Source organism: Flavobacterium sp. WC2430 (genome assembly GCF_040822075.1).
In the GTDB taxonomy this organism is placed as follows: domain Bacteria; phylum Bacteroidota; class Bacteroidia; order Flavobacteriales; family Flavobacteriaceae; genus Flavobacterium.
In genome coordinates this window covers 18,941-41,550 of the sequence record NZ_CP162007.1, presented here as the reverse complement: position 1 = coordinate 41,550, position 22,610 = coordinate 18,941, and the positions used below count along the sequence as shown (strand labels likewise).

Sequence of the window (22,610 nt, the reverse complement as noted above, 5' to 3'; positions counted from 1 at the left end):
TTTTTGTTCGTTTTAATTATGGAAAAAGGTTTGTAAGAACATTTTTATTTCTTGATACTTATAGCGTATATTTGGTCGCGAAAGTAAAGGCTTTTATAAATAAATTGTGAAGAACCGATGAGCAGAACCCTTTGTCGTAATATAAATTTCAAATAATGCTATTAAACAAAATACAAATGAAGTCCATAAATAATAAAATTGCACTTATTTTTTTTCTTTTACTATTTTCAAGTACAATTACTAGAGCTCAAGAGATAATTAAAGATAGTGTTATTGTTCCTGTTAAGAAAATCCAATTCAATCAAAGACAAAAAATAGACGGTGTAGTTGCTACTGTAGGGGATTACATTATATTGGATTCAGATATTGATAAATCGTATTTAGAAATTTCAAGTCAAGGAGGTTCAATTAAAGATATAACAAGGTGTCAGATGTTAGGAAAACTAATGGAAGACAAACTGTACGCGCATCAAGCAATTCAGGATAGTATTAAAGTAACTGATGCTGAGGTAAAAGGGATGTTGGAAGATAGATTAGCCTATATGGTTGGTCAAATTGGATCTCTTGAAAAAGTAGTAAAATACTATAAAAAAAATTCAGAAGAGGAGTTTAAAAGTTACTTTTTTGATATTTTGAAAGAGCAAAGATTAACTTCTGAAATGACAAAAAAGATTGTTGAAGGAGTTGAAATTACACCAGAAGAAGTTCGTAATTTTTTCAAAAAAATACCTAAGGATGAATTGCCTCTTTTTGGTGCAGAAATGGAAGTGGCGCAAATCGTAATTACTCCTAAAGTTTCGGATGCTGAAAAACAAAAAGTAATTGATAAACTTAATGGGTTTAAGAAAGAAGTAGAAGAAGGTTCTAGTTTTGCGACAAAAGCCGTTTTGTACTCTAAGGATCCAAGTTCAGCAACAAATGGGGGTTATTATAAAATGAATAGAAAAACACCATTTGTAAAAGAGTTTAAAGATGTGGCTTTTAGTTTGCAAGAAGGGGAGATATCAGCTCCTTTTGAAACTATTTACGGGTTTCATATTATATACATAGAGAAAATTAAAGGACAAGAAATTGAATTACGCCATATATTATTGATGCCAACAGTTTCTGACGAAGCTATTAATGAGGCCAAAGAGAAGATCAGTTTAATTAGAAGTAAAATTGTAGATAAAAAAATATCTTTTTCGGAAGCGGCTAGAACGGAATCTGACCAAAAGGAAACTAAAGCAAATGGTGGTGTTTTGATTAATCCAAAAACGCAAGATACGCGTTTCGAATTGACAAAAATGGATCCTAGTCTGTACAGTCAAGTTTCAAATTTAAAAGATGATGCGATTTCACAACCTATATTGGATACGGATGAAAACGGTAAAAAAAGTTTTAAGCTTATTACTGTGACAAATAGAATCAACGAACATGTTGCGGATTATGCCACTGATTATCTTAAAATAAAAGAGTTGGCTTTAAAAGAAAAACAAATTAAAGCTGTTGGAAAATGGTTTGATGAGAAAATAAATGAAACGTATATTAAGGTTCTTGGTGAATACAGAGATTGTGATTTTACCAATAACTGGTTGAAGAAAAAATAATTTTTATAAAATAAATAAAAAGAGTTAGCTTTATGGATTTTCATAGCGTTAACTCTTTTTTAATTTAAATAGGTTTATAAATGTCTGATGTAGCAGCAATACATAATTTAGTACAGAAACGGAACGATCTTAAAAACGAAATCGCCAAAATAATAGTGGGTCAAGATGCAGTAGTAGATCAAATTTTACTCTGTATTTTTTCAGGAGGTCATGCTCTTTTAGTTGGTGTTCCAGGATTAGCAAAAACATTGTTAGTAAATACACTGGCTCAAGCTTTAGGGCTTCATTTTAAAAGAATACAATTTACACCAGATTTGATGCCTTCCGATATTTTAGGTAGTGAAATATTAGATGAAAATCGCCAATTTAAATTTATAAAAGGACCTATTTTTTCGAATATCATTCTTGCGGATGAAATCAATAGAACACCTCCAAAAACACAAGCCGCTTTATTAGAAGCGATGCAAGAGCGTTCTGTTACAATAGCAGGTGAGAATTACAAACTGGATCTGCCTTATTTCGTTTTAGCTACACAAAACCCTATTGAGCAAGAAGGAACTTATCCGTTGCCAGAAGCGCAGTTAGACCGCTTTATGTTTGCTATAAAATTAGAATATCCTTCATTTGATGAAGAGGTAGAAGTGGTTAAAAGAACTACATCTGATGTGAGTTCAAGTATTAATCCTCTTTTTACGGCTCAAGAAATAATAGACTTTCAGCATTTGATACGTAGAATACCAGTTGCCGATAATGTGGTTGAATATGCAGTAAGTTTGGTTTGTAAAACACGTCCTGATAATGCTTTGTCTGATGGGTTTGTTAAAAATTATTTAGATTGGGGTGCAGGACCTAGGGCATCACAAAATTTAATTTTGGCAGCCAAAGCGCATGCCGCTTTCAACGGTAAATTTTCACCAGATATTGAAGATGTAAAAGCGGTGGCAATTGGTATACTTCGCCATAGAATTATTAAGAATTACAAAGCAGATGCTGAGGGGATAACTGAAGAGATTATAATCTCAAAGTTACTTTAAAATGAAATTTATTAGCTGGTTTATAGTTGGGTTTTGAATAGAACTACAACGTTTTCTTGTTGAGTGTGGTTTTTGCTTTTTAGAAAAAATACTAATACAAATGTTTGATTACGGATTAATCATTAAAATGTTAAAATTTTAATATTTTGCTAATTATACGCATTAAAAATCAGTATTAGATAATAATAATTTTTGAAAAGGGCACCTCTATTAAATTTTTTTAATTCTCATCTTTAATATGTAAATTTGCACTTGAAAAAAACAAAAATCACCTATATATAATGGCTTTTTGATATTGAAATTATCAATGGAATCTGCTATTAAAATTGAAAAAGACTTCTATTATGAATACGTATCAGGATTACATCCAAGAGATTGAAGAAAGAAAAAGCCAAGGACTTAACCCAAAGCCAATTGATGGTGCAGAATTATTAAGCGATGTTATTTCGCAAATTAAAGATGTAAATAACAAGGACAGAGAGGATTCTCTGAATTTCTTTATTTATAATGTGGTGCCGGGTACTACTCCTGCGGCAGGTTTAAAAGCTAAGTTTTTGAAAGAAATTATTTTAGGAGAATCAGTTGTTGCTGAGATTACTCCTGCTTTTGCTTTAGAGTTATTATCACATATGAAAGGTGGGACTTCGGTTGAAGTGTTGCTAGACTTAGCTTTAGGTACTGATGCTGCTATTGCAAAAGATGCTGCGGCAGTATTAAAAACACAAGTTTTTCTTTATGAAGCAGATACTGATCGTTTAGAAGAGGCTTATAAAAGCGGTAATGCTGTAGTAAAAGAAATCTTAGAGAGCTATGCTCAAGCAGAATTCTTTACAAAATTACCAGAAATAGCTGAAGAAATTAAGGTAATTACTTATATCGCTGGTGAAGGAGATATTTCAACTGATTTACTTTCTCCAGGAAACCAAGCACACTCAAGATCAGATCGTGAATTGCATGGTAAATGTTTGATTTCTCCTGAAGCACAAGATGAAATTAAAGCATTGGCAGAAGCTAATCCTGATAAAAGCGTTATGTTAATTGCTGAGAGAGGTACTATGGGCGTAGGTTCATCAAGAATGTCAGGTGTTAACAACGTGGCATTATGGACAGGTAAAAAAGCAAGTCCGTATGTTCCATTTATCAATATTGCTCCAATTATTGCCGGTACAAACGGTATTTCACCAATTTTCCTAACAACTGTTGGGGTAACAGGTGGGATTGGGATTGATCTTAAAAACTGGGCTAAAAAATTAGATGCAGAAGGAAATGTTCTCGTTGATGCAGCAGGAGAGGCTATTCTTGAAGAAGTGTACTCTGTTGCTACAGGAACTGTTCTTACAATCAACACAAAGACTAAGAAATTATATAATGAGGACAAAGAGTTGATTGATATTTCATCTTCTTTAACTCCTCAAAAAGTGGAATTTATAAAAGCGGGTGGGTCTTATGCTATCGTTTTTGGTAAAAAATTACAAACATTTGCTTGTAAAACTTTAAATATTGATATACCTCAAGTGTACGCTGCATCAAAAGAAATTTCTATTGAAGGACAAGGTCTAACTGCAGTTGAAAAAATATTCAATAAAAACGCTGTTGGAACTACTCCAGGTAAAGTATTGCACGCTGGTTCTGATGTGCGTGTTACCGTAAATATTGTGGGTTCGCAAGATACAACTGGTTTGATGACTTCTCAGGAGTTAGAGTCTATGGCTGCTACTGTGATTTCGCCAATTGTTGACGGTGCTTATCAATCAGGGTGCCACACTGCTTCAGTTTGGGATAATAAGTCTAAGGCAAATATCCCTAGATTAATGAAGTTTATGAACGACTTCGGTTTGATTACTGCACGTGACCCGAAAGGAGAATATCTTGCAATGACGGATGTTATTCATAAAGTATTAAATGACCTTACAGTTGATGACTGGGCAATTACTATTGGTGGTGATTCTCATACCAGAATGTCTAAAGGAGTTGCTTTTGGTGCTGACTCAGGAACCGTTGCGCTTGCATTGGCTACAGGTGAGGCTTCTATGCCAATCCCGCAATCTGTGAAGGTAACTTTCAAAGGTGAAATGAAGGAATATATGGATTTCCGTGATGTAGTTCATGCTACTCAATCTCAGATGCTTCATCAGTTTAAAGGAGATAACGTGTTCCAAGGACGAGTTATTGAGGTACATATTGGTACTCTTACAGCTGACCAATCCTTTACATTTACGGATTGGACTGCAGAGATGAAAGCGAAAGCTTCTATCTGTATTTCTGAAGATGCTACATTAATCGAATCTTTAGAGATTGCAAAAGGTAGAATCCAGATCATGATTGATAAAGGAATGGATAATGCATCACAAGTTTTAAAAGGATTGATTGCTATTGCTGATAAGCGAATTTCGGAAATCAAATCAGGTGACAAACCAGCATTGACTCCAGATGTAGATGCTAAGTATTTTGCTGAAGTTGTTGTTGATCTTGATGTGATTGCAGAGCCAATGATTGCAGATCCAGACGTAAATAATATTGATGTTTCTAAACGATATACGCACGATACAATTAGACCACTTTCTTTCTATGGTGGTGATAAAAAAGTAGATCTTGGTTTTATAGGTTCTTGTATGGTTCACAAGGGAGATATGAAAATTCTTGCTCAAATGCTTAAAAACATAGATGAGCAACAAGGTAAGGTAGAGTTCAAAGCACCGCTTGTAGTGGCGCCACCAACTTATAATATCGTAGATGAACTTAAAGCAGAAGGAGACTGGGAGATTTTACAGAAGTATTCTGGTTTTGAATTTGATGATAACATACCTAAAGCAATAGCACGTACTTCATACGAAAAAATGTTGTACTTAGAACGTCCAGGATGTAACCTATGTATGGGTAATCAAGAAAAAGCCGCCAAAGGAGATACGGTAATGGCAACTTCTACACGTCTTTTCCAAGGACGAGTTGTTGAGGATACTGAAGGTAAAAAAGGAGAGTCATTACTTTCGTCTACACCTGTTGTAGTTTTATCCACAATTTTAGGTAGAACTCCTACTATAGAAGAATACAAAGTAGCTGTAAAAGGAATCAATTTGACTAAGTTTGCACCTCCTCATAAGCAATTAGTTAGGTAATTGTTAATCTTTATTAAATATATGAAAAGTCTGAGTTATTAACTCAGGCTTTTTTTTATAGCTCCTCATTTTTTTGTATATTGTGGTGTTTAAAATTGAACAACAAAACACTTATATATTATGGCTTTTGATATTGATATGATTAAAAAAGTGTATGACAACATGGCTACTCGTGTTGATGCTGCACGCGAGGTAGTGGGTCGTCCGCTAACTTTAACAGAGAAAATTTTATATACCCACTTGTGGGACGGAAAGGCAAAGCAAGCGTACGGACGAGGAGTTGATTATGTTGACTTTGCTCCAGATAGAGTAGCTTGTCAAGATGCAACTGCTCAGATGGCTTTGTTGCAATTCATGCATGCAGGTAAGAAAACGGTAGCGGTGCCTACAACGGTACATTGTGATCACCTAATTTTGGCGAAAGTAGGTGCTGAGAAAGATTTAGCAGTAGCAAAACAACAGTCAAGTGAAGTTTTTGACTTCCTTTCTTCTGTTTCAAATAAATACGGTATTGGATTCTGGAAACCTGGTTCCGGGATTATTCATCAAATCGTTTTGGAGAATTATGCTTTTCCAGGCGGAATGATGATTGGTACTGACTCTCATACTGTGAATGCAGGTGGATTAGGTATGTTGGCAATAGGTGTTGGTGGAGCTGATGCCGTTGATGTAATGTCCGGAATGGGATGGGAATTAAAATTTCCTAAATTAATTGGTGTTAAGTTAACTGGAAAGTTATCTGGTTGGACAGCACCAAAAGATGTAATCTTAAAAGTGGCTGATATTCTTACTGTAAAAGGGGGGACGGGTGCTATTGTTGAATATTTTGGTGAAGGTGCTACTAATATGTCTTGTACTGGTAAAGGTACAATTTGTAATATGGGTGCCGAAATTGGTGCTACAACTTCAACATTTGGTTATGATGATTCTATGCGTAGGTATTTATCTGCAACGGGTCGTCAAGATGTAGTGGATGCTGCTGATAAAGTGGCTGATTATTTAACAGGCGATCCTGAAGTTTATGCTAATCCTGAGCACTATTTTGACCAAGTAATTGAAATAAATTTATCAGAATTAGAACCACATATTAATGGTCCTTTTACTCCAGATAGAGGTACTCCAGTTTCTAAAATGAAAGAAGAAGCTGCTGCAAATGGATGGCCTATAAAAGTAGAATGGGGATTAATTGGTTCTTGTACCAACTCTTCTTACGAAGATATGGCTCGTGCAGCATCTATCGTAAATCAAGCGGTTGAGCATGGAATTACTCCAAAAGCGGAGTTTGGAATTAATCCAGGTTCAGAGCAAATTAGATTTACAATTGAAAGAGATGGTATCATTGCTACATTTGAAAAAATGGGTACAAAAGTATTTACAAATGCTTGTGGACCATGTATTGGACAATGGGATAGAGCAGGAGCTGATAAACAGGAGAAAAATACAATTGTGCACTCTTTCAACCGTAACTTCTCAAAAAGAGCAGATGGTAACCCAAATACACATGCTTTCGTAACTTCACCAGAGATGGTAGCTGCGTTAGCAATTTCAGGAAGATTAGATTTCAATCCATTAACGGATACTTTATTGAATGATAATGGAGAAGAAGTTAAATTGAAAGCTCCTTATGGTGATGAATTACCAAAAAGAGGATTTGATGTTGATGATAATGGATTTCAAGCGCCTGCTTCCGATGGTTCTGGTGTTAAAATAGTGGTTAGTGAAACATCTGATAGACTACAATTATTAGCTCCATTTGATGCGTGGGACGGAAAAAATATTACAGGAGCTAAATTGCTTATTAAAGCATTTGGTAAATGTACAACGGACCATATTTCTATGGCTGGACCATGGTTGCGTTTTCGTGGACATTTAGATAATATTTCTAATAATATGTTGATTGGTGCAGTAAATGCGTACACACAAAAAACAAATTCAGTTAAAAATCAATTAACAGGTGAATATGATGCAGTTCCTGCAGTTGCTCGTGCATACAAAGCAGCTGGAGTTCCTTCCGTTGTTGTTGGAGATCATAACTATGGAGAAGGCTCTTCTCGTGAGCATGCTGCAATGGAACCTCGTTTCTTAGGAGTAAAAGCAGTACTAGTAAAATCATTTGCTCGTATCCATGAAACGAATCTTAAAAAACAAGGACTTTTAGGATTGACTTTTGCTAATGAAGCAGATTACGATAAAATCCAAGAAGATGATACAATCAACTTTATTGATTTAGTCGATTTTGCTCCAGCGAAACCAATATCAATAGAATTTGTTCATGCTGATGGAAGTAAAGATATTATCTTGGCTAACCATACATACAATGAAGGGCAAATTGGTTGGTATGTTGCTGGATCAGCATTAAACTTAATTGCAGCTGAAGCTTAATTTTTAGTTTTATTATATATTTAAAAACGCTCTGTGAAAACAGAGCGTTTTTTGTTTGTAATCTTATCAGGTTATAAAGTTTTGAAGTGGTAAATTTTTGTATTAGTAAATTCATTTAGATCAATACTGTAAAGATTAGCAGATGGGCTCTTCGAATAATAGTTTTCTATTGAACCCCCAAGTAAATATATAGTATCATTATAGAAATACAATTGAGAAGTCTTCATGGGTAAGTCAATTAAGTATTCCTTTAAAATCTTGGAATTGATGTCCAATGTGATAATTTTTCCGTTTTCGAATATATATATTGTATCATTATTTACTGTCAAAGCAGGTTTTCCCATTGCATATGGTAGATTGCCAACTGTATCCCACTTTCCAGTTAGTAAATTGAGAGTTGTAATTTCTGTTAATGATTTATTGTCGTAGCCACCAATTAAATAAATTTTGTCTCCTACTAGAACACCGGATGTTTCCTTTGCAGTAGGCATGTCTTCTAGTTTGTACCAATATCCAGATTTAGTATCATAGTTGTGAACTTCTTTCGAATATATTTTCTCCCCTTTTTCATTTGATTTTGTGGATCCTCCCAAGAGGATTATATTATCTTTATAGGTAAATGAAGAAAAATTGGTGGCTTGGTGTGGATTTGTTTTATCAATTTCAATTGTTTTATTTTTCAAATCGTATACTTCAATAGTATTTTCTAAATAATCATAGACACCATTTCTAGATCTTCTTCTGCCACCTATTACGTATATTTTATTGTCATAATAATTAAGATTATGATACGCTCTTTTTCTGAAGTCAGCTGTTGATTTTTCCCAATAATCTTGTTTTATGTTGTAAATATATAAATTGCCTGAAAATGCAGTACCACTGAACTGCGTAGCTAATTCTCTCATATAATCTTCCAAAGTAAAGTCGGGGTTTTCGTATTGCAATTTTTTGAAAGCATCTGATTCAAATGAAGTATCACCACCAATTACGTATATTTTACCATCAATTAATACAGAGCCAAAAGAGTAAATCCCTTTTTTTAAGTTGCTTAACTTGGTGAAGCTAATTTTACTTTTTAAATTTTTGGTACTGTATATAGTCGTTTCTTTTAAATTTTCAATTTCAGTTTCTAGTTGGATAGAAAAATTATTTTTTTTGAATTCTGAAATAAGAATTCCTTTTGTAATATAACCTATATGCGAAAAATAGATAGAATCATTATATTGAATTTCATTTTTTAATTTTAAGTTAAATTTGCCGTCTTCATCCGTTAATGTAGTTGCCGTTGTTTTTTGGGATGTAATATTGACATCCTCAATAACTAGGTTTGTGTTTTTATCTAGGACAACTCCTTTTATATTTTGTGCGTACGTAAGTAAAGAGGAAAATGTAAAAAGGAGTATTAATTTTTTCAAAGCATTAATTTTAATATGAGATTCTATTTTAGAATTAAAAGTAAGGATAATATGACTGTATTTTAAAAAGTTTTTTTAATTTTTGTGGTTTGTTAAATTCTATATAAAGAGTTGTTAAAAAAATACGATATTTGTATTAATTGGTTAAATTCGCTTTTATCAAATGATTTTTTTGATTTTTTATAATTTAAAGTATAATAAATAATTGATTTTTATTAAAGTTTTTTTTATATTGCTGGTAATTAAGGTGTTGTTTTTTGTATGTAGCGTTTAAATGTATTTTATGAGGTATAGTAATTGGATTTTATGGATGGTATTTTTAACTGGGCTCAGTTCTTTTTCGCAAGAAAAGTATACAAAACATACCGTTTCTAAAGGAGAGACAATTACTAAAATAGCACAACAATACCATGTCAAGACAAGTGCTATTTATGAACTTAATCCTGATGCCAAAAAAGGGATAAAGTTTCACACCGTTCTATTAATTCCTTCAACGACAGTAAAAGGTAAAATTGCAACTACCGAAATTACTACCAATTTTCCTGAAAAAACACATACAGTTCTTTCCAAAGAAACACTTTACGGTATTGCTAAACAATATGGAGTTACGGTCAATGATCTATACAAAAGCAATCCAACACTTGAAAAATCAGGTTTAAAGAAAGGACAAAAAATTACTATTCCTGGAAACGAACTAAATACTACAACGCAACAAGTAGCTGTTCAACAATCAGTAAAAGAAAATCCAAAAACAACAGTTCCCGAAAAAACACCATCAAAAAAAGAAACAGAAACAAATTCAATTTTTGCTGAAGCTCCTTTTGATGGAATTGTTCGTGAGATACAACCTAGTGAAACGAAGTATGCTATTGCTAAAGAATATGGAATTACGGTTGCCGATTTAGACAAAGCAAATCCAATATTGGAGACAGAAGCATTAAAAATTGGTCAAAAGATTATTATTCCTGTGAAACCAGAAAATAGTACTAAGCCAATCGCAACTGTTGATAATAATAATAATAATAAAACAGTAACTGAAAAAGTAATTTTAGACCCTGTTCAGCCAGTTGTATTAGATAATAAAATAGTTGAAACTTCAGTAATAACCCGTGAAGTTTTACCTAAAGAAACTAAATATGGAATAGCAAAAGAGTTTAGTATTTCAGTTAAAGAATTAGAAAGACAAAATCCTAAAATAGTAAAAAGACTACCTGTAGGCTATAAATTGTCAATTCGTAGCCTTAAAATTGCGGAACCAGTTATAGTAAAAGAAGTAATTGCAGAAACGTCACAAACCCCAGATTATAATGTTAAAGGTTTTCACGGAACTGATTTTCTAGATCAATTAGTTTCAACCGCTTCTGAAAATATAGGGACTCGCTACCGCACAGGTGGAACTACAAAAGAGGGTTTTGATTGTTCCGGTCTAATGTGTACTACTTTTGGTGCATTTGATATCGATTTGCCTAGAACTTCTATTGAGCAGTCTCGTTATGGTGTTAAAATAAACAATGAAGATGCACAAAAAGGAGATTTAATTTTCTTTAAAACTAATGGAAGAAGACAAATTAATCATGTTGGAATGGTAGTCGAAGTAAATGATGGAGATATTAAATTCATCCACGCTTCTGTAGGCGGCGGAGTTATTATTTCTTCGATAAAAGAAAAGTATTATAGTAAGAAGTTAACTCAAATCAATCGTGTTTTGTAATATAAATCATATATTAGATATATAAAAAAAACTCTCAAGGTCACTTGGGAGTTTTTTTATGGAGCTTTTTCCTGCTGCCGTTGCAGCCTTATTTTATTTCTTCCCTTTTTTCTAATGCCCTAAAAGGAGCTTCTTTTAGTCGCTCTTCTAGTTCAAGAAAAAGAGGGGAAGCAATTTCATAATGCTTTCACTTGCATCAGGGCTATTGGTGTAGTGCCACGAAAATAGTTTATATTTTTTCAGCACTATTTATTTCAATCCAGTATCCATCAGGGTCCTGAATGTAGACTTGTTGAATCCCATCAGCTCTAATGCTAATTTTGTTCAACGAACCTGCCCAATCAGAGTACGTAATTTTCATTTCTTTTAAAACATTCATAAAATGATCGAATTCCGGAGTTGTAAATGCAATGTGCACTGCTTTATTAATAACAACAGGTTCTTTGATAGTAGAAATAAGGTGTAGTTCTTTCCCATCACCTAATGACATCCAGCGAATTCCTTCTTTTTCGGTGCGATTCGTAATTTCTTGAAGGTGCAATACATTTTTATAAAAATCAACCGAACGGTTTACATCCTTAACCGATATGGCGTCGTGATTTAATGTTAGTGAAAAGAAATTAGATTCCTGCGCCCAAAGCGAACCAGAACCTACAAGTACAAGTAATAATAAACCTAATTTTTTCATGATATTTTTTTTACTAAAGTAATAATTTTTTAAATGAATCGGGATTATTTGCTAGTATACTAGATAGTTAATTTAATGGTATTGCACTTTTATTTATTTGTAGGGCTCTTCATTTCATTTTCTTTTACCCTATAATCAACAATTTTGCGTATTAAATCATAGGGTATTTCTTTGTCAAAAGGAAACTGAATAGATCCCTTTGCACCTTTGTATATTGAAAGTTCTTGTTTGAAAGCATCTATACCACCTGGTGTAGGATAAAAACCAATATGATTTTTAAAAGCTGCAAAATGTACCAAGTTGCCATGCAGAGTAAAAGTCGGAATACCATATTTAATAGTTTCTTTTGCTTTGGGAGCGCTATTTCGAATGGTTTCTCTCATTTTTTCCAAGATAATTTGTATCTCTTTTGGAAAATCTTTGATATAACTATCTATATTTTTTTGCGCACGTTCCATACTTTAAAATCTAGGTAAACTTCTTTTTAGGTATTACTTTAAAACATGATGCGCCAATACTTTTTGTACTTCATATACATTCACTGATTTATTAAACTGTTTTCTGATGCTAGGCTGCAATTCACTAGAGACCCAAATTTTAAGTTCGGCATCAAGATCAAATGTTCCGGCTGTTTCAACACTAAATCTTGAAATACTTTTATAGGATATTGATTTGTATTCGGTTTTACTTGCGGTTAAACCTTGTTTGTCCACTAGAATTAGTCGTTTGGTGGTAAAAATAAAAGTGTCTCGAATGAGTTTAAAACCCATTTCTATTTCTTCTCCATCAATTAAAAGTTGACCGTATTCTTTCATTAATTGTTCTTGGCTTACAGTTCCTGCATTACCCAAAAGCGCTGAAAATAATCCCATATATTTTTATTGTAAATTATTGTTTATTTTTTAAACTACTTAAAATTGCCATTACATCTTGATCTCCTAATCCTTCTTTTTCTGCTGCAGCATAACTATTAAATAATGGATGTATCAATGGAGAATCTAGTCCCGCTTCTTTGGCTAATCGTAAATCTTTAACTAGATGTTTCAATGCAAAGGTGGCAGGGTAGGAATCATTTAAGATAGAAGGTGCTTTTATATTGGTAATTCCGTTGCCACACGCACCAGCATTAATTATGTTTAACATGTCTTCTTTGCTCACTCCATTACTTTCGGCAAACAATACGGTTTCGGCTAATCCTTGTAGGTTGAGTCCTAAAAGGTAATTAATCGCTAGTTTAGCTGAACTTGCTACACCCGCTTCCCCTACGTGTATTGCAGTTTTACCTAAAACGTCAAATATAGGTTTTGCTAATTCGTAATCGGTAGTACTTGAACCTACAAGAATTACTAGTGTTCCATCTTGAGCAGGTTTAACACTTCCTGAAACTGGAGCATCTATAAAATGGACATTATGGGTACTACAACTGCTTGCCAGATAACGAGATGTTTCAGGCGAAACGGTACTCATGTTGATAATAACTTTCGCAGGATACTCTTTGGATAATAAACCCGTTGGGCTTTCAAAAACTTCTTTTACTGCAGCATCATTGGATAACATAGTAATGACAACATCGCATTTTTCCATCAGTTCTTGTGGACTATTTGCTGTTGTAGCACCTGCTTCAATTAATGGTGTTTCTTTATCTTTGGTACGGTTGAAAACAGTTACCTCAAAACCTGCTTTTAGCAAGTTCATTACCATTGGATTCCCCATGTTTCCAAGGCCTATCCATCCTAATTTTAATGTATTCATTTTTATAGCGCTAATTTGTTTTTAAAAAAAATAATCTGATTTTTATTTGAGCATAGAGGTTTTCTATAAACCTCAGAAAAGAAGCACTAATTTACCGTTTATTTTTCAGTAATAAATTATAATTATTATCGTGTTTTAAAAATTAAATGATTTTGTTATTCGATATAATAGCGAACCATCGGTCTATTCTTAGAAGTTCTATCGACAATCTCAAAACCAGCTCTTTCAAATGATTTATATAACCCAATCCAGGCAAAAGAATCGGGGAGTTTTTCTTGAGTGGGAATAGTAGGATACGCTTCTAAGATTTTTATACCTACTGTTTTGGCATAGTTTGCAATCCCTTTTAATAGCGCGACAGAAACACCTTGGCGTCTGAATTTTTTAGCAATAAAAGTGCAGGGAATGGACCAAACTAATTTGTCATCAATAGGTTTATGTACTCTAGACCTTGCCAGTTTGGAGAAGTCTTCTCTTGGAGCAAAGGCACACCAAGCAATGGGAATATCTTCATAAAAAGCTAAAATTCCCATGGGTTGATTGTCCCACACAAGTTCTTTCATCGCTTCTTTATTCCCATCATTGCATTTTCCTTCATCAAAATCACTTTTTTTAAGTCGGTAATACATGCACCAACAGTTTCCGCAAGCCCCATTGTTACCAAATAATTGTACAAACTGATTCCAATTCTTTTTGGTTAAAGGTTGAAATTGTAAAGAAGCCAAAAAATCAGTATCTAAAGGTTCATTTTTCATGTCTTTAATTGAATTTAAGTACACTTTATATAAAATAGAATTGATGTAAATTAGGAATTTAAATTATAAAAAATACCCACGAATACAAAATTGTATATTTTATTTTACAATCTTTGAACACAAAAGAAATATATAGTATTATGAGCAAGACAAAATTAATAATCAACAAGAACGGTTCTATTAAGATAGAGGGAGATTTTGAAATAATGGATAGTGAAGGAAAAGTATACGGATTAGAAGGAAGAACAGCATTAGGACTTTGTCGTTGCGGATTGTCATCTAACAAACCTTTTTGCGATGGTTCACACCGCAACGGTTTTGACCATGAATCAGCTGCGTTTGATTTACCGCCAATGAAATCGAAATAATATTTAGATTGAAATAAAATTAAAAGAGCTGTGTTATCTAGAAAACGCAGCTCTTTTTAAATGCTTCAGTTTTGCGAAATGTGATTGTCTGCCAGTATTTTATTGAATTGTTCTTCTTTACTTTGTTTTTTCATTTCAGAATAAATGATATTAATAATTTTTTCGGCGTCAGTTCTATAAGGTGATTTTTGATCGATGTATAGATTGTAGGCTTTGCACATATTATCTAATCCTTTTTCGTAATCCTTTAGGTTTGTTGTGTAAACATTTCCTATGCCATAAAAAACTTCAGGATTGTTGTTGTCTACTTTAGCTAATTTCTCATAGGCTTCTATGGCTTTAGAATATTCTTTTTTATATTGATATACAATAGCAATATTTTGCAAAGGCATTAATCCATTTGGGTCTAGTTCTAACGATTTTGAATACGATTCAATGGCTTTGTCAAAATTATTTAATTGTCTATAACTAATACCTAAATTATCCCAAGCAAATGCAAATTCAGGATCTTCTTTTACTGCTTTTTCAAAATATTCGATTGCTTTTTCGAAATTTTTATTTTTGGATTCTTTTAATCCTTTGGAATAGAATTCGAGAGCTATTTTGTTCTCGGATACTGATTTTGTACTTTGTTTTTCAGTTGACGCCACTTTGTCTTTTATAGAGCTACAATTACTCATCATATACCGTTCTAATTCGTAATAAGATTTTTTATACTCTTCTGAATTTTTGTTAAAATCAATTGAAATATCCACTTGTTTTTTGCCTTCTTTCTCTTTGGCATTTTTTTTCAAGTCTTCGATATTCATTAGTTTTTTACCTAGTTGAAGTGCTCCAGTTTGTTCATCAATACATTTACTAATTTCTTTTGCTACTATATCATTTGCTTTGTTGTAAACGTTTATTGAGTCTACACATTTGCAACCGTTATTGGCTAATTCTTTTAAAAGTGCATCTGTAGTATTTTTATTAGTTTCTTGAGCTATTCCGTTGGAATAAAAAGAAAGTACAAGGAGTAGTAGTATTAATTTTTTCATAGATTTGATTAATATTAATTTAAATATTGAGCTAATTTTATTTGAAGGCTAATTTGTTTTTTGCAGGAATAATTATATTATTTGCTTTTTGAAAATATTTCAATCACGCCATTTTTTCCTTTTTCTCCATATTTGTCAACTGCACTTTTATCTTTTAAAACATTAATAGACTCAACATCTTCTGGTTTAATTGCTCTCAAAATATCTTCATTCACTTCTTTTCCATCAAGAATGTAAAGTGGTTGAATTGTTGGATTGTCTTTTTTGTTAAATGAGTAACAATCTGAAACAATATCAATTCCTTCAATTTGCTGTTCTGAGTAGTATTTTGAGTCTATTGGATAACGAGGTTCTTTTTTCTTATTTAGTTTTACATAAAAGTAAAGCGCTTTGCTTTTATTTATTCCTAAATAATCAGAACAACCTCTAGAAGTCCAAACATTCAAACTATCATATTTTATAAGAACATCTTTTGCTTTTAAATACTTTAAGTCAACATAATTTCCATCAGGTAAATATCCTTTAAAGTCTTTGGTTAAGTGAATTTTTGCAATTGTATTTAAATCTGATTTGTATTTTTGAAAAATTACACCAGGATATAGTATAGAGGCGTAGCCAATTAGATTCTCAAATCTTTCATCTTGTACAAAGCCATCTGTACATAAGTCCATTTCATCTAACTTGACTTGAATTATTGTAGCGTCTTTTTGTTTTAGATTGTCGAAGGTTAATTCGCATAATTTTATTTCAGAAAGCTTAATTGTGTCTATTTGTTGTGATAAAGATTTTAGGCTAAATAGTAATATTGAAATTGCAATTATTTTTTTCATAGGTTAGATGGAGGTTAGTTTTTTGTTATAAGATTATTATTCAATGTAATACCAAGGTATATTTAAAAGACCTTCTTTGAAATCAATTGAAACTGTTTGTCCAATTTCTGTTTCATTATATTGAGTTTTTGTTATTGATATATTTTCGGCATCACGATGGTGCCCCCAAGGTTCAACTCTAAAATAATATGTTGTACTTCGTCTTCCACTGCTTATTGATTTGTTGATTACTTTAGCCTGATAAATTTTCGGGATGGAATTGTCGAAAACACAATTAATTCCGTACGTTGCTGCATAACTATATATAGCAATATTACCTACAACTGTAAGATAAATTAGTACTATATTAGGATTCGTTTTATGGACAAGTTTATGAGTTGTTCCAAGTATAACAAGCAATAAAAGAAAACTAATAGTACCTACTTTTAATATGCTAAAAAAACTTTCAAATTCGTAATCAATTAAAACCCTAATAAAAATAATAAGCCCAGGAAATTCTATAAAGTCAGCAAGATCGTATTTCTCTTCGCCTTTCTGATTTGTAATTGAAACTAATGAAGCTAGGTTTGGTTTTGAGAGTCCGTTTATAATGAGTCCAATTATAGGTAACGAAAGAACTAAACCAAAAACTAATTTATATGGATGAGGATAAAACCAAAACCAAATACAAAGCCCAATTGAAATCCACTCCAACCAGTCAAGTTGATGAAGTGTCACTTTTGGAAAAGTTGGTTTATTATGTTGTCTTTTTTTTCTGTACACTTTCATCATCTAAAGTTGTAATTACCTTAAAGCTTTAATCAAATATATATAAATTTCATCTTCAAATCGATGTCTTGAGTGCGTTTTTTCTTGTTATTTAATCAAATCATTTTTTAGAGTTCAATTTTTACTAAATTGTAAATTAAGTAATTATATGTTTGTGTTGCGTGAAGGATAGCAGTGGAAATCCTCCCGTTTTTCAGGGAGATTGAAACGGATAGCCTGACCTTGTTGCCGCACTTAAGCAGTTATTTTGCTGAAATTTTCTATAACAAGGACACGCCAAAAAGAATAAACGTAAGTTTTAAGGATACCTTAAAGTTTTTAGAAAAAAAGTATATCTTTAGCCAACCATTAAAACCAAAAACAAATATGCAAGACAATAACCAAGACGATTTTAAGAGAGAACTCGGCCTGCTAGACGGAACCATGCTGGTGGTGGGATCGATGATAGGTTCGGGAATATTTATAGTGAGTTCTGATATGGTTCGTCAATTGGGTTCGGCCGGATGGTTGATTGCCATGTGGGTGCTTACGGGTGTCATTACGGTGATTGCTGCAGTGAGTTATGGCGAGTTGAGTGCCTTGTTTCCTAAAGCGGGCGGTCAATACGTATACATTAAGGAAGCATACGGTAAATTAATTGGGTTTTTATATGGCTGGAGCTTTTTTGCAGTGATTCAAACCGGAACGATTGCTGCCGTGGGTGTAGCTTTTTCCAAGTTTGCTGCCTATTTATTTCCGTCGTTTAGTGATAAAAACATCCTATATGAAATAGGGAATTTTAAACTGAATGCAGCCCAACTGGTTTCTATTTTTACGATTATTTTATTGAGTTATATCAACAGTCGTGGGGTAAAAAACTCTAAGATTTTACAAACGGTACTTACAGTTATTAAGATTTTATCGTTGGCGGGATTAATTCTTTTTGGTTTTTTTGCTGCTAAAGCCGAGGTTTGGGATGCGAACTGGGCCAATGCCTGGACATCGCAATCACTAGATGTGGCAAGCGGTTCTTGGATGCCAATCAGTGGAACGGCTTTGATATCGGGAATATCGGCTGCATTGGTAGGATCCATGTTTTCTAGTGTGGCTTGGGAAGGAGTAACTTTTATTGCTGCTGAAATTAAAAATCCAAAACGTAATGTAGGATTGAGTTTGTTCTTAGGAACTTTGATTGTAAGTGTGATCTATATTTTAGCCAACTTGATGTATTTAGCAGTAGTACCTTTGCAAGAAATCGCTACAGCCGAGTCAGATAGGGTAGCCGTTGTGGCTTCTCAATATATTTTTGGCTCTATAGGAACTTTGATTATTGCGGTGATGATTATGATTTCGACTTTTGCCTGCAATAACGGATTGATTATGGCGGGTGCGCGTGTATATTATACGATGGCGCAAGATGGTGTTTTCTTCAAGAAAGCAGCTGAATTGAATAAAGCAAGTGTTCCTGCTTGGTCTATTTGGGCACAATGTGTTTGGGCTTCGGCTTTGTGTTTAACTGGAAAATATGGTGATTTATTAGACTTTGTAGTCATCATTGTTTTGATTTTTTACATCTTGACTATTTTGGGAATCTTCATTTTACGTAAAAAATTACCTGATGCTGAACGTACTTATAAAGCTTTTGGATATCCATTTATACCAGCATTGTACATTATTATTGCTAGTGCAATTTGTATTGCTTTGCTTTACACTAAAACGAGTACAAGTGGCTGGGGTGTATTGATTATGTTAATTGGTATTCCAGTTTATTATTTGACAAAAGCGAAAGAGTAGGTTAATATAGAGAGAAGAAGTTAGAATCAAGAAAAAAAAGTAAGAATCAAGGGGGAAGAATCAAAAGATTAGTATCTGTTATGCTTCATGATTTTTTTTTTGATTCAAGCTTCTATTTTCTTTTTAATAAAAATAAAAAAATCCGTTTCGAAATTAATCGAAACGGATTTTTTATTTGATACAGGTTGGATTGCAATACTCTTTAAATCTAAAACTTGAACTAAAAACTAAAAACTAAAAATCTGCAATTACAAATTCCAACCTGTAAGCGATTTGCTAGTAGTACGTGAAACGTCTTACTTTTGCAATATATTTTGCCAAGCGAATTACTTGGTGGCTGTAACCGTATTCATTATCATACCAGATGTATAATACTATGTTTTTTCCATCGTTAGAAACGATAGTTGCATTACTATCATAGATGGATGGTGCCGATGTACCGACGATGTCTGAAGAAACTAATTCGTTATTCATGGAGTATTTGATTTGCTCTACTAACTCTCCTTCAAGAGCGTATTTTTTCATGATGGCATTGATTTCTTTAATCGAAGTTTTTTTGGACACTTCTAAATTCAATACAACCAAAGATCCATTAGGAACAGGAACACGAATGGCATTTGAAGTTAATTTTCCTTCTAATGATGGTAGTGCTTTTGCAACAGCAGTTCCAGCACCCGTTTCAGTAATAACCATATTCAAAGCAGCAGCTCTACCACGACGGTATTTTTTGTGCATGTTGTCTACTAAGTTCTGGTCGTTTGTGTACGAATGAATTGTTTCTAAATGTCCTTTTACAACGCCTAAAGTATCTTCGACTGCTTTTAGGATTGGCGTAATGGCATTAGTAGTACAAGAAGCTGCAGAGAAAATATTAATTTCGTCTGGGTTGTATTCGTTTTGGTTTACCCCGTGAACAATATTAGGAACTCCTTTTCCTGGTGCAGTCAGCAATACTTTGTGTGCTCCTTTTGAAACTAAATGTCTGCTTAAAGCTTCCTCAGTTGTAAAAGCACCCGTATTGTCTATAATTAAAGCATTGTCAATATCATAGACTGTATAATCAATTTCTTCAGGCGCATTAGCAGTAATAATATGTACTGTTGTTCCGTTGATAATTAAGGCATTATTGGCAACATCGGCAGAAACTGATCCTTGAAAATCACCATGAATGGAATCATAACGCAATAAAGAAGCTCTTTTTTCAAGACTTGAAGCATCGTTTTTATCTCTAGTTACAATCGCTCTCAATCGCAATTGATTTCCTTTTCCTGTTTTAGACATTAACTCTCTAGCTAATAAACGACCAATTCTTCCAAAACCATAAAGAACTACATCTTTGGGTTGGATTTCTTCAGAAGTTTTAGCTTCTTTCAGTTTATCCAATACAAAATGTCTCGCATCTTCAAATTTGTCTTCCTCTAAAAGATATTCGTAAGTTAGTTTACCAATGTCCAATTTGGAAGGAGGTAAGTCTAATTCTCGAACTACTTTGGCAATTTCAACGGTATCAAAAATACTAATAGGTTTGCCTACAAAATCGGCTGCATATTGATGCAAGTTGATAATGTCACTTACATTTTTGTCTAATAATTGATTTTTGAATAAAACCATTTCTATGGATTTGTCATACCATAAATCACTAACGATTTTAATTAATTTGACTCCCGCCCGACGTCTATCTACCTGAGATGAGACTTCTTTTTGGTACAAAGCTGTGTTTTTCATACTTGAAAATTTGAAAAATTGAGTAGTTATTTTTTTAAATTTGGTGCAAAAATACCCATTTCAATCGATTTCGTAGACTATTTTTCATTTTTTTTCAAATAAAAAAAGCCAACTCAATGAATGAGCTGGCTTTCCTTGATTTTTAAGAATCGAATTAAATGATTATTCGAAATACTTCTCCATTTTTGTTGATCATTTCTAGTCTTACACTTTGACTTTCGTCTTTGCTGTTTAAAAGTTTGGAAACTGATTCGATGTCTTTGGCTTTTACGTTGTCAATACTCAAAATGATATTTCCTTTTAATTCATCTGTGTATTGGACCAAATTTTCGTTATTGATAGATTTAATTTTTACTCCGTAATCCAAGTGAAATTTCTTTTTATCAGTGACGTCAATATTTTCTAATTCAATTCCTTTGAACTCCGTACTAAAAAATTCATTTTTACTCAAAATTACAGGTAGAGTTCTTTTACTTCCGTCTCTAATAATGGTTACATCCACTTTATCATTAGGTCTTTTAGTGTTAATATATCCAGATAAGTCAGCATAAGTAGCAATGTTTTGACTGTCTAATTTCACAATGATATCTCCCTTTGTAAGTCCAGCTTTCTCAGCTCCTGATTTTTTGGTTACATTTTTAATGTAAAATCCTTCTGTCTGGTTGATTCCTAATTCTTTAGAAACAGGGCCGTTCAATTCCCCACCTTCTACACCTAGAATTCCTCTTTGTACATTACCGTATTCCATAATGTCCTCAATAATTTTTCGAGCAATATTAGAAGGAACTGCAAATGAATATCCTACATAAGAACCTGTCATAGAAGAGATCATGGTATTGATTCCTATTAAATCACCGCGGGTGTTTACCAAAGCACCACCACTGTTTCCAGGGTTAACGGCAGCATCAGTTTGAATGAAGGACTGGATTCCACTTGTTCCAATATCTCTAGCTTTAGCCGAAACAATTCCAGCCGTTACTGTAGACGTTAAGTTGTATGGATTTCCTACGGCAAGAACCCATTCACCTACTTTTACGGAATCAGAATTTCCAAAAGCAGTATAGGGTAGCTTTTCGTCTGCATCAATTTTTAACAAAGCAATATCCATTTTAGAATCGGTTCCTATCAGTTTTGCTTTATATGTTTTTTTATTATTTAGGGTAATTTCAATTTCTGACGCGTCTTTAATTACGTGATTGTTGGTCACAATATAACCATCTTCAGAAATAATTACTCCAGATCCTGTTCCTACTTGTTCTTGGGTTTGTCCTCCTTTATACCCATAATAATATTCCAGCATAGGATTGGTAACGGTTTTGTATGAAACATTTTTTACATGGACTACAGAGTGAATTGTTTTCTCTGCCGCATCGGTAAAATCAAGTACATCTGGGGATAGGCCTACATTTTTGGTAAATGAGTTGTTTGCAAGGGTAGTTATGGAATGATTTGAGTTGGAAAAATAACCATTAGTGTCAAATAATAATTTGTAAGCCCCTAATGTTATGGCTCCGCTAAGCAGAGACACCAGTAATAGGTGTGAGTATTTTTTCATAATAGAGTGTGTTTTACGTTATTTGTCTAGTAAAAATAAAGCTAATTTGGATTGTTAAAAAACAGTTTAACGCTCTTTAACAATGATTAACATTTCATTAATAGTTCGTACT

Annotated in this window: 18 protein-coding genes; 7 read left to right on the top strand and 11 right to left on the bottom strand. The window is 33.1% G+C overall.

What is annotated here, in order from left to right; genetic code table 11:
- Nucleotides 1-155: 155 nt before the first annotated feature.
- The 4 genes from AB3G36_RS00195 to AB3G36_RS00180 all read left to right on the top strand — a co-directional run bounded on the left by AB3G36_RS00195 (nt 156) and on the right by AB3G36_RS00180 (nt 8,121).
- A complete protein-coding gene (locus AB3G36_RS00195; protein WP_367754842.1) occupies nt 156-1,589 on the top strand; it encodes a peptidylprolyl isomerase in 1,434 nt (477 codons plus the stop codon).
- A gap of 80 nt (nt 1,590-1,669) precedes the next feature.
- Entirely contained in the window at nt 1,670-2,623 is a 954-nt protein-coding gene (locus tag AB3G36_RS00190; RefSeq protein ID WP_367754840.1) for an AAA family ATPase, read from the top strand.
- A 344-nt stretch (nt 2,624-2,967) separates the two neighbouring features.
- The gene (locus AB3G36_RS00185; protein WP_367757971.1) at nt 2,968-5,739 is read left to right on the top strand and encodes a bifunctional aconitate hydratase 2/2-methylisocitrate dehydratase; all 2,772 of its coding nucleotides are present in this window, start codon (nt 2,968-2,970) and stop codon (nt 5,737-5,739) included.
- Nucleotides 5,740-5,859: 120 nt separating this feature from the next.
- On the top strand, nt 5,860-8,121 hold the full coding sequence (locus AB3G36_RS00180) for an aconitate hydratase (RefSeq protein ID WP_367754838.1): 2,262 nt from the start codon (nt 5,860-5,862) through the stop codon (nt 8,119-8,121).
- A 71-nt stretch (nt 8,122-8,192) separates the two neighbouring features.
- On the opposite strand, the gene AB3G36_RS00175 is transcribed toward AB3G36_RS00180, so the two are convergent.
- On the bottom strand, nt 8,193-9,536 hold the full coding sequence (locus AB3G36_RS00175; protein ID WP_367754836.1) for a kelch repeat-containing protein: 1,344 nt from the start codon (nt 9,534-9,536) through the stop codon (nt 8,193-8,195).
- Nucleotides 9,537-9,819: 283 nt separating this feature from the next.
- Between AB3G36_RS00175 and AB3G36_RS00170 the strand changes: the two genes are divergently transcribed.
- A complete protein-coding gene (locus tag AB3G36_RS00170) occupies nt 9,820-11,247 on the top strand; it encodes a LysM peptidoglycan-binding domain-containing protein (RefSeq protein ID WP_367754834.1) in 1,428 nt (475 codons plus the stop codon).
- A gap of 229 nt (nt 11,248-11,476) precedes the next feature.
- Here the strand turns inward: AB3G36_RS00170 and AB3G36_RS00165 are convergent, their stop codons facing one another.
- From AB3G36_RS00165 to AB3G36_RS00145, 5 genes are all read right to left on the bottom strand, one after another.
- A complete protein-coding gene (locus tag AB3G36_RS00165) occupies nt 11,477-11,935 on the bottom strand; it encodes a VOC family protein (RefSeq protein ID WP_367754833.1) in 459 nt (152 codons plus the stop codon).
- Nucleotides 11,936-12,024: 89 nt separating this feature from the next.
- Nucleotides 12,025-12,393, bottom strand: coding sequence for an iron chaperone (locus AB3G36_RS00160; protein WP_367754831.1), 369 nt, complete (start codon nt 12,391-12,393; stop codon nt 12,025-12,027).
- Nucleotides 12,394-12,426: 33 nt separating this feature from the next.
- The gene (locus AB3G36_RS00155; RefSeq protein ID WP_367754829.1) at nt 12,427-12,807 is read right to left on the bottom strand and encodes a PH domain-containing protein; all 381 of its coding nucleotides are present in this window, start codon (nt 12,805-12,807) and stop codon (nt 12,427-12,429) included.
- A 16-nt stretch (nt 12,808-12,823) separates the two neighbouring features.
- The gene (locus AB3G36_RS00150; RefSeq protein WP_367754827.1) at nt 12,824-13,687 is read right to left on the bottom strand and encodes an NAD(P)-dependent oxidoreductase; all 864 of its coding nucleotides are present in this window, start codon (nt 13,685-13,687) and stop codon (nt 12,824-12,826) included.
- A 155-nt stretch (nt 13,688-13,842) separates the two neighbouring features.
- Nucleotides 13,843-14,442 carry a GNAT family N-acetyltransferase gene (locus tag AB3G36_RS00145; protein ID WP_367754825.1) on the bottom strand — a complete coding sequence of 200 codons (600 nt, stop codon included), beginning with the start codon at nt 14,440-14,442 and terminating at the stop codon, nt 13,843-13,845.
- 140 nt (nt 14,443-14,582) lie between these two features.
- Between AB3G36_RS00145 and AB3G36_RS00140 the strand changes: the two genes are divergently transcribed.
- On the top strand, nt 14,583-14,810 hold the full coding sequence (locus AB3G36_RS00140; RefSeq protein ID WP_367754823.1) for a CDGSH iron-sulfur domain-containing protein: 228 nt from the start codon (nt 14,583-14,585) through the stop codon (nt 14,808-14,810).
- A gap of 65 nt (nt 14,811-14,875) precedes the next feature.
- On the opposite strand, the gene AB3G36_RS00135 is transcribed toward AB3G36_RS00140, so the two are convergent.
- The 3 genes from AB3G36_RS00135 to AB3G36_RS00125 all read right to left on the bottom strand — a co-directional run bounded on the left by AB3G36_RS00135 (nt 14,876) and on the right by AB3G36_RS00125 (nt 17,445).
- Nucleotides 14,876-15,847, bottom strand: coding sequence for a tetratricopeptide repeat protein (locus AB3G36_RS00135; protein WP_367754821.1), 972 nt, complete (start codon nt 15,845-15,847; stop codon nt 14,876-14,878).
- Nucleotides 15,848-15,924: 77 nt separating this feature from the next.
- Complete coding sequence (locus tag AB3G36_RS00130; RefSeq protein ID WP_367754819.1) at nt 15,925-16,677, bottom strand: hypothetical protein; 753 nt, start codon at nt 16,675-16,677, stop codon at nt 15,925-15,927.
- Nucleotides 16,678-16,713: 36 nt separating this feature from the next.
- Complete coding sequence (locus AB3G36_RS00125) at nt 16,714-17,445, bottom strand: hypothetical protein (RefSeq protein WP_367754818.1); 732 nt, start codon at nt 17,443-17,445, stop codon at nt 16,714-16,716.
- Between the two features lie 366 nt (nt 17,446-17,811).
- Between AB3G36_RS00125 and AB3G36_RS00120 the strand changes: the two genes are divergently transcribed.
- The gene (locus AB3G36_RS00120; RefSeq protein ID WP_367754816.1) at nt 17,812-19,218 is read left to right on the top strand and encodes an APC family permease; all 1,407 of its coding nucleotides are present in this window, start codon (nt 17,812-17,814) and stop codon (nt 19,216-19,218) included.
- A 276-nt stretch (nt 19,219-19,494) separates the two neighbouring features.
- Here AB3G36_RS00120 and AB3G36_RS00115 read toward each other — a convergent pair whose 3' ends face one another.
- Together AB3G36_RS00115 and AB3G36_RS00110 are read right to left on the bottom strand one after the other, a co-directional pair.
- On the bottom strand, nt 19,495-20,943 hold the full coding sequence (locus tag AB3G36_RS00115) for a glyceraldehyde-3-phosphate dehydrogenase (protein WP_367754814.1): 1,449 nt from the start codon (nt 20,941-20,943) through the stop codon (nt 19,495-19,497).
- A 154-nt stretch (nt 20,944-21,097) separates the two neighbouring features.
- Nucleotides 21,098-22,498 carry a trypsin-like peptidase domain-containing protein gene (locus AB3G36_RS00110; RefSeq protein ID WP_367754812.1) on the bottom strand — a complete coding sequence of 467 codons (1,401 nt, stop codon included), beginning with the start codon at nt 22,496-22,498 and terminating at the stop codon, nt 21,098-21,100.
- Nucleotides 22,499-22,610 lie beyond the last annotated feature (112 nt).

Coding starts and splice junctions, on each gene's coding strand:
- AB3G36_RS00165 (WP_367754833.1), bottom strand. CDS start 11,935: ATGAAAAAATTAGGTTTATTATTACTTGTACTTGTAGGTTCTGGTTCG.
- AB3G36_RS00185 (WP_367757971.1), top strand. CDS start 2,968: ATGAATACGTATCAGGATTACATCCAAGAGATTGAAGAAAGAAAAAGC.
- AB3G36_RS00115 (WP_367754814.1), bottom strand. CDS start 20,943: ATGAAAAACACAGCTTTGTACCAAAAAGAAGTCTCATCTCAGGTAGAT.
- AB3G36_RS00130 (WP_367754819.1), bottom strand. CDS start 16,677: ATGAAAAAAATAATTGCAATTTCAATATTACTATTTAGCCTAAAATCT.
- AB3G36_RS00160 (WP_367754831.1), bottom strand. CDS start 12,393: ATGGAACGTGCGCAAAAAAATATAGATAGTTATATCAAAGATTTTCCA.
- AB3G36_RS00110 (WP_367754812.1), bottom strand. CDS start 22,498: ATGAAAAAATACTCACACCTATTACTGGTGTCTCTGCTTAGCGGAGCC.
- AB3G36_RS00120 (WP_367754816.1), top strand. CDS start 17,812: ATGCAAGACAATAACCAAGACGATTTTAAGAGAGAACTCGGCCTGCTA.
- AB3G36_RS00145 (WP_367754825.1), bottom strand. CDS start 14,442: ATGAAAAATGAACCTTTAGATACTGATTTTTTGGCTTCTTTACAATTT.
- AB3G36_RS00125 (WP_367754818.1), bottom strand. CDS start 17,445: ATGAAAGTGTACAGAAAAAAAAGACAACATAATAAACCAACTTTTCCA.
- AB3G36_RS00170 (WP_367754834.1), top strand. CDS start 9,820: ATGAGGTATAGTAATTGGATTTTATGGATGGTATTTTTAACTGGGCTC.
- AB3G36_RS00195 (WP_367754842.1), top strand. CDS start 156: ATGCTATTAAACAAAATACAAATGAAGTCCATAAATAATAAAATTGCA.
- AB3G36_RS00135 (WP_367754821.1), bottom strand. CDS start 15,847: ATGAAAAAATTAATACTACTACTCCTTGTACTTTCTTTTTATTCCAAC.
- AB3G36_RS00180 (WP_367754838.1), top strand. CDS start 5,860: ATGGCTTTTGATATTGATATGATTAAAAAAGTGTATGACAACATGGCT.
- AB3G36_RS00155 (WP_367754829.1), bottom strand. CDS start 12,807: ATGGGATTATTTTCAGCGCTTTTGGGTAATGCAGGAACTGTAAGCCAA.
- AB3G36_RS00190 (WP_367754840.1), top strand. CDS start 1,670: ATGTCTGATGTAGCAGCAATACATAATTTAGTACAGAAACGGAACGAT.
- AB3G36_RS00140 (WP_367754823.1), top strand. CDS start 14,583: ATGAGCAAGACAAAATTAATAATCAACAAGAACGGTTCTATTAAGATA.
- AB3G36_RS00150 (WP_367754827.1), bottom strand. CDS start 13,687: ATGAATACATTAAAATTAGGATGGATAGGCCTTGGAAACATGGGGAAT.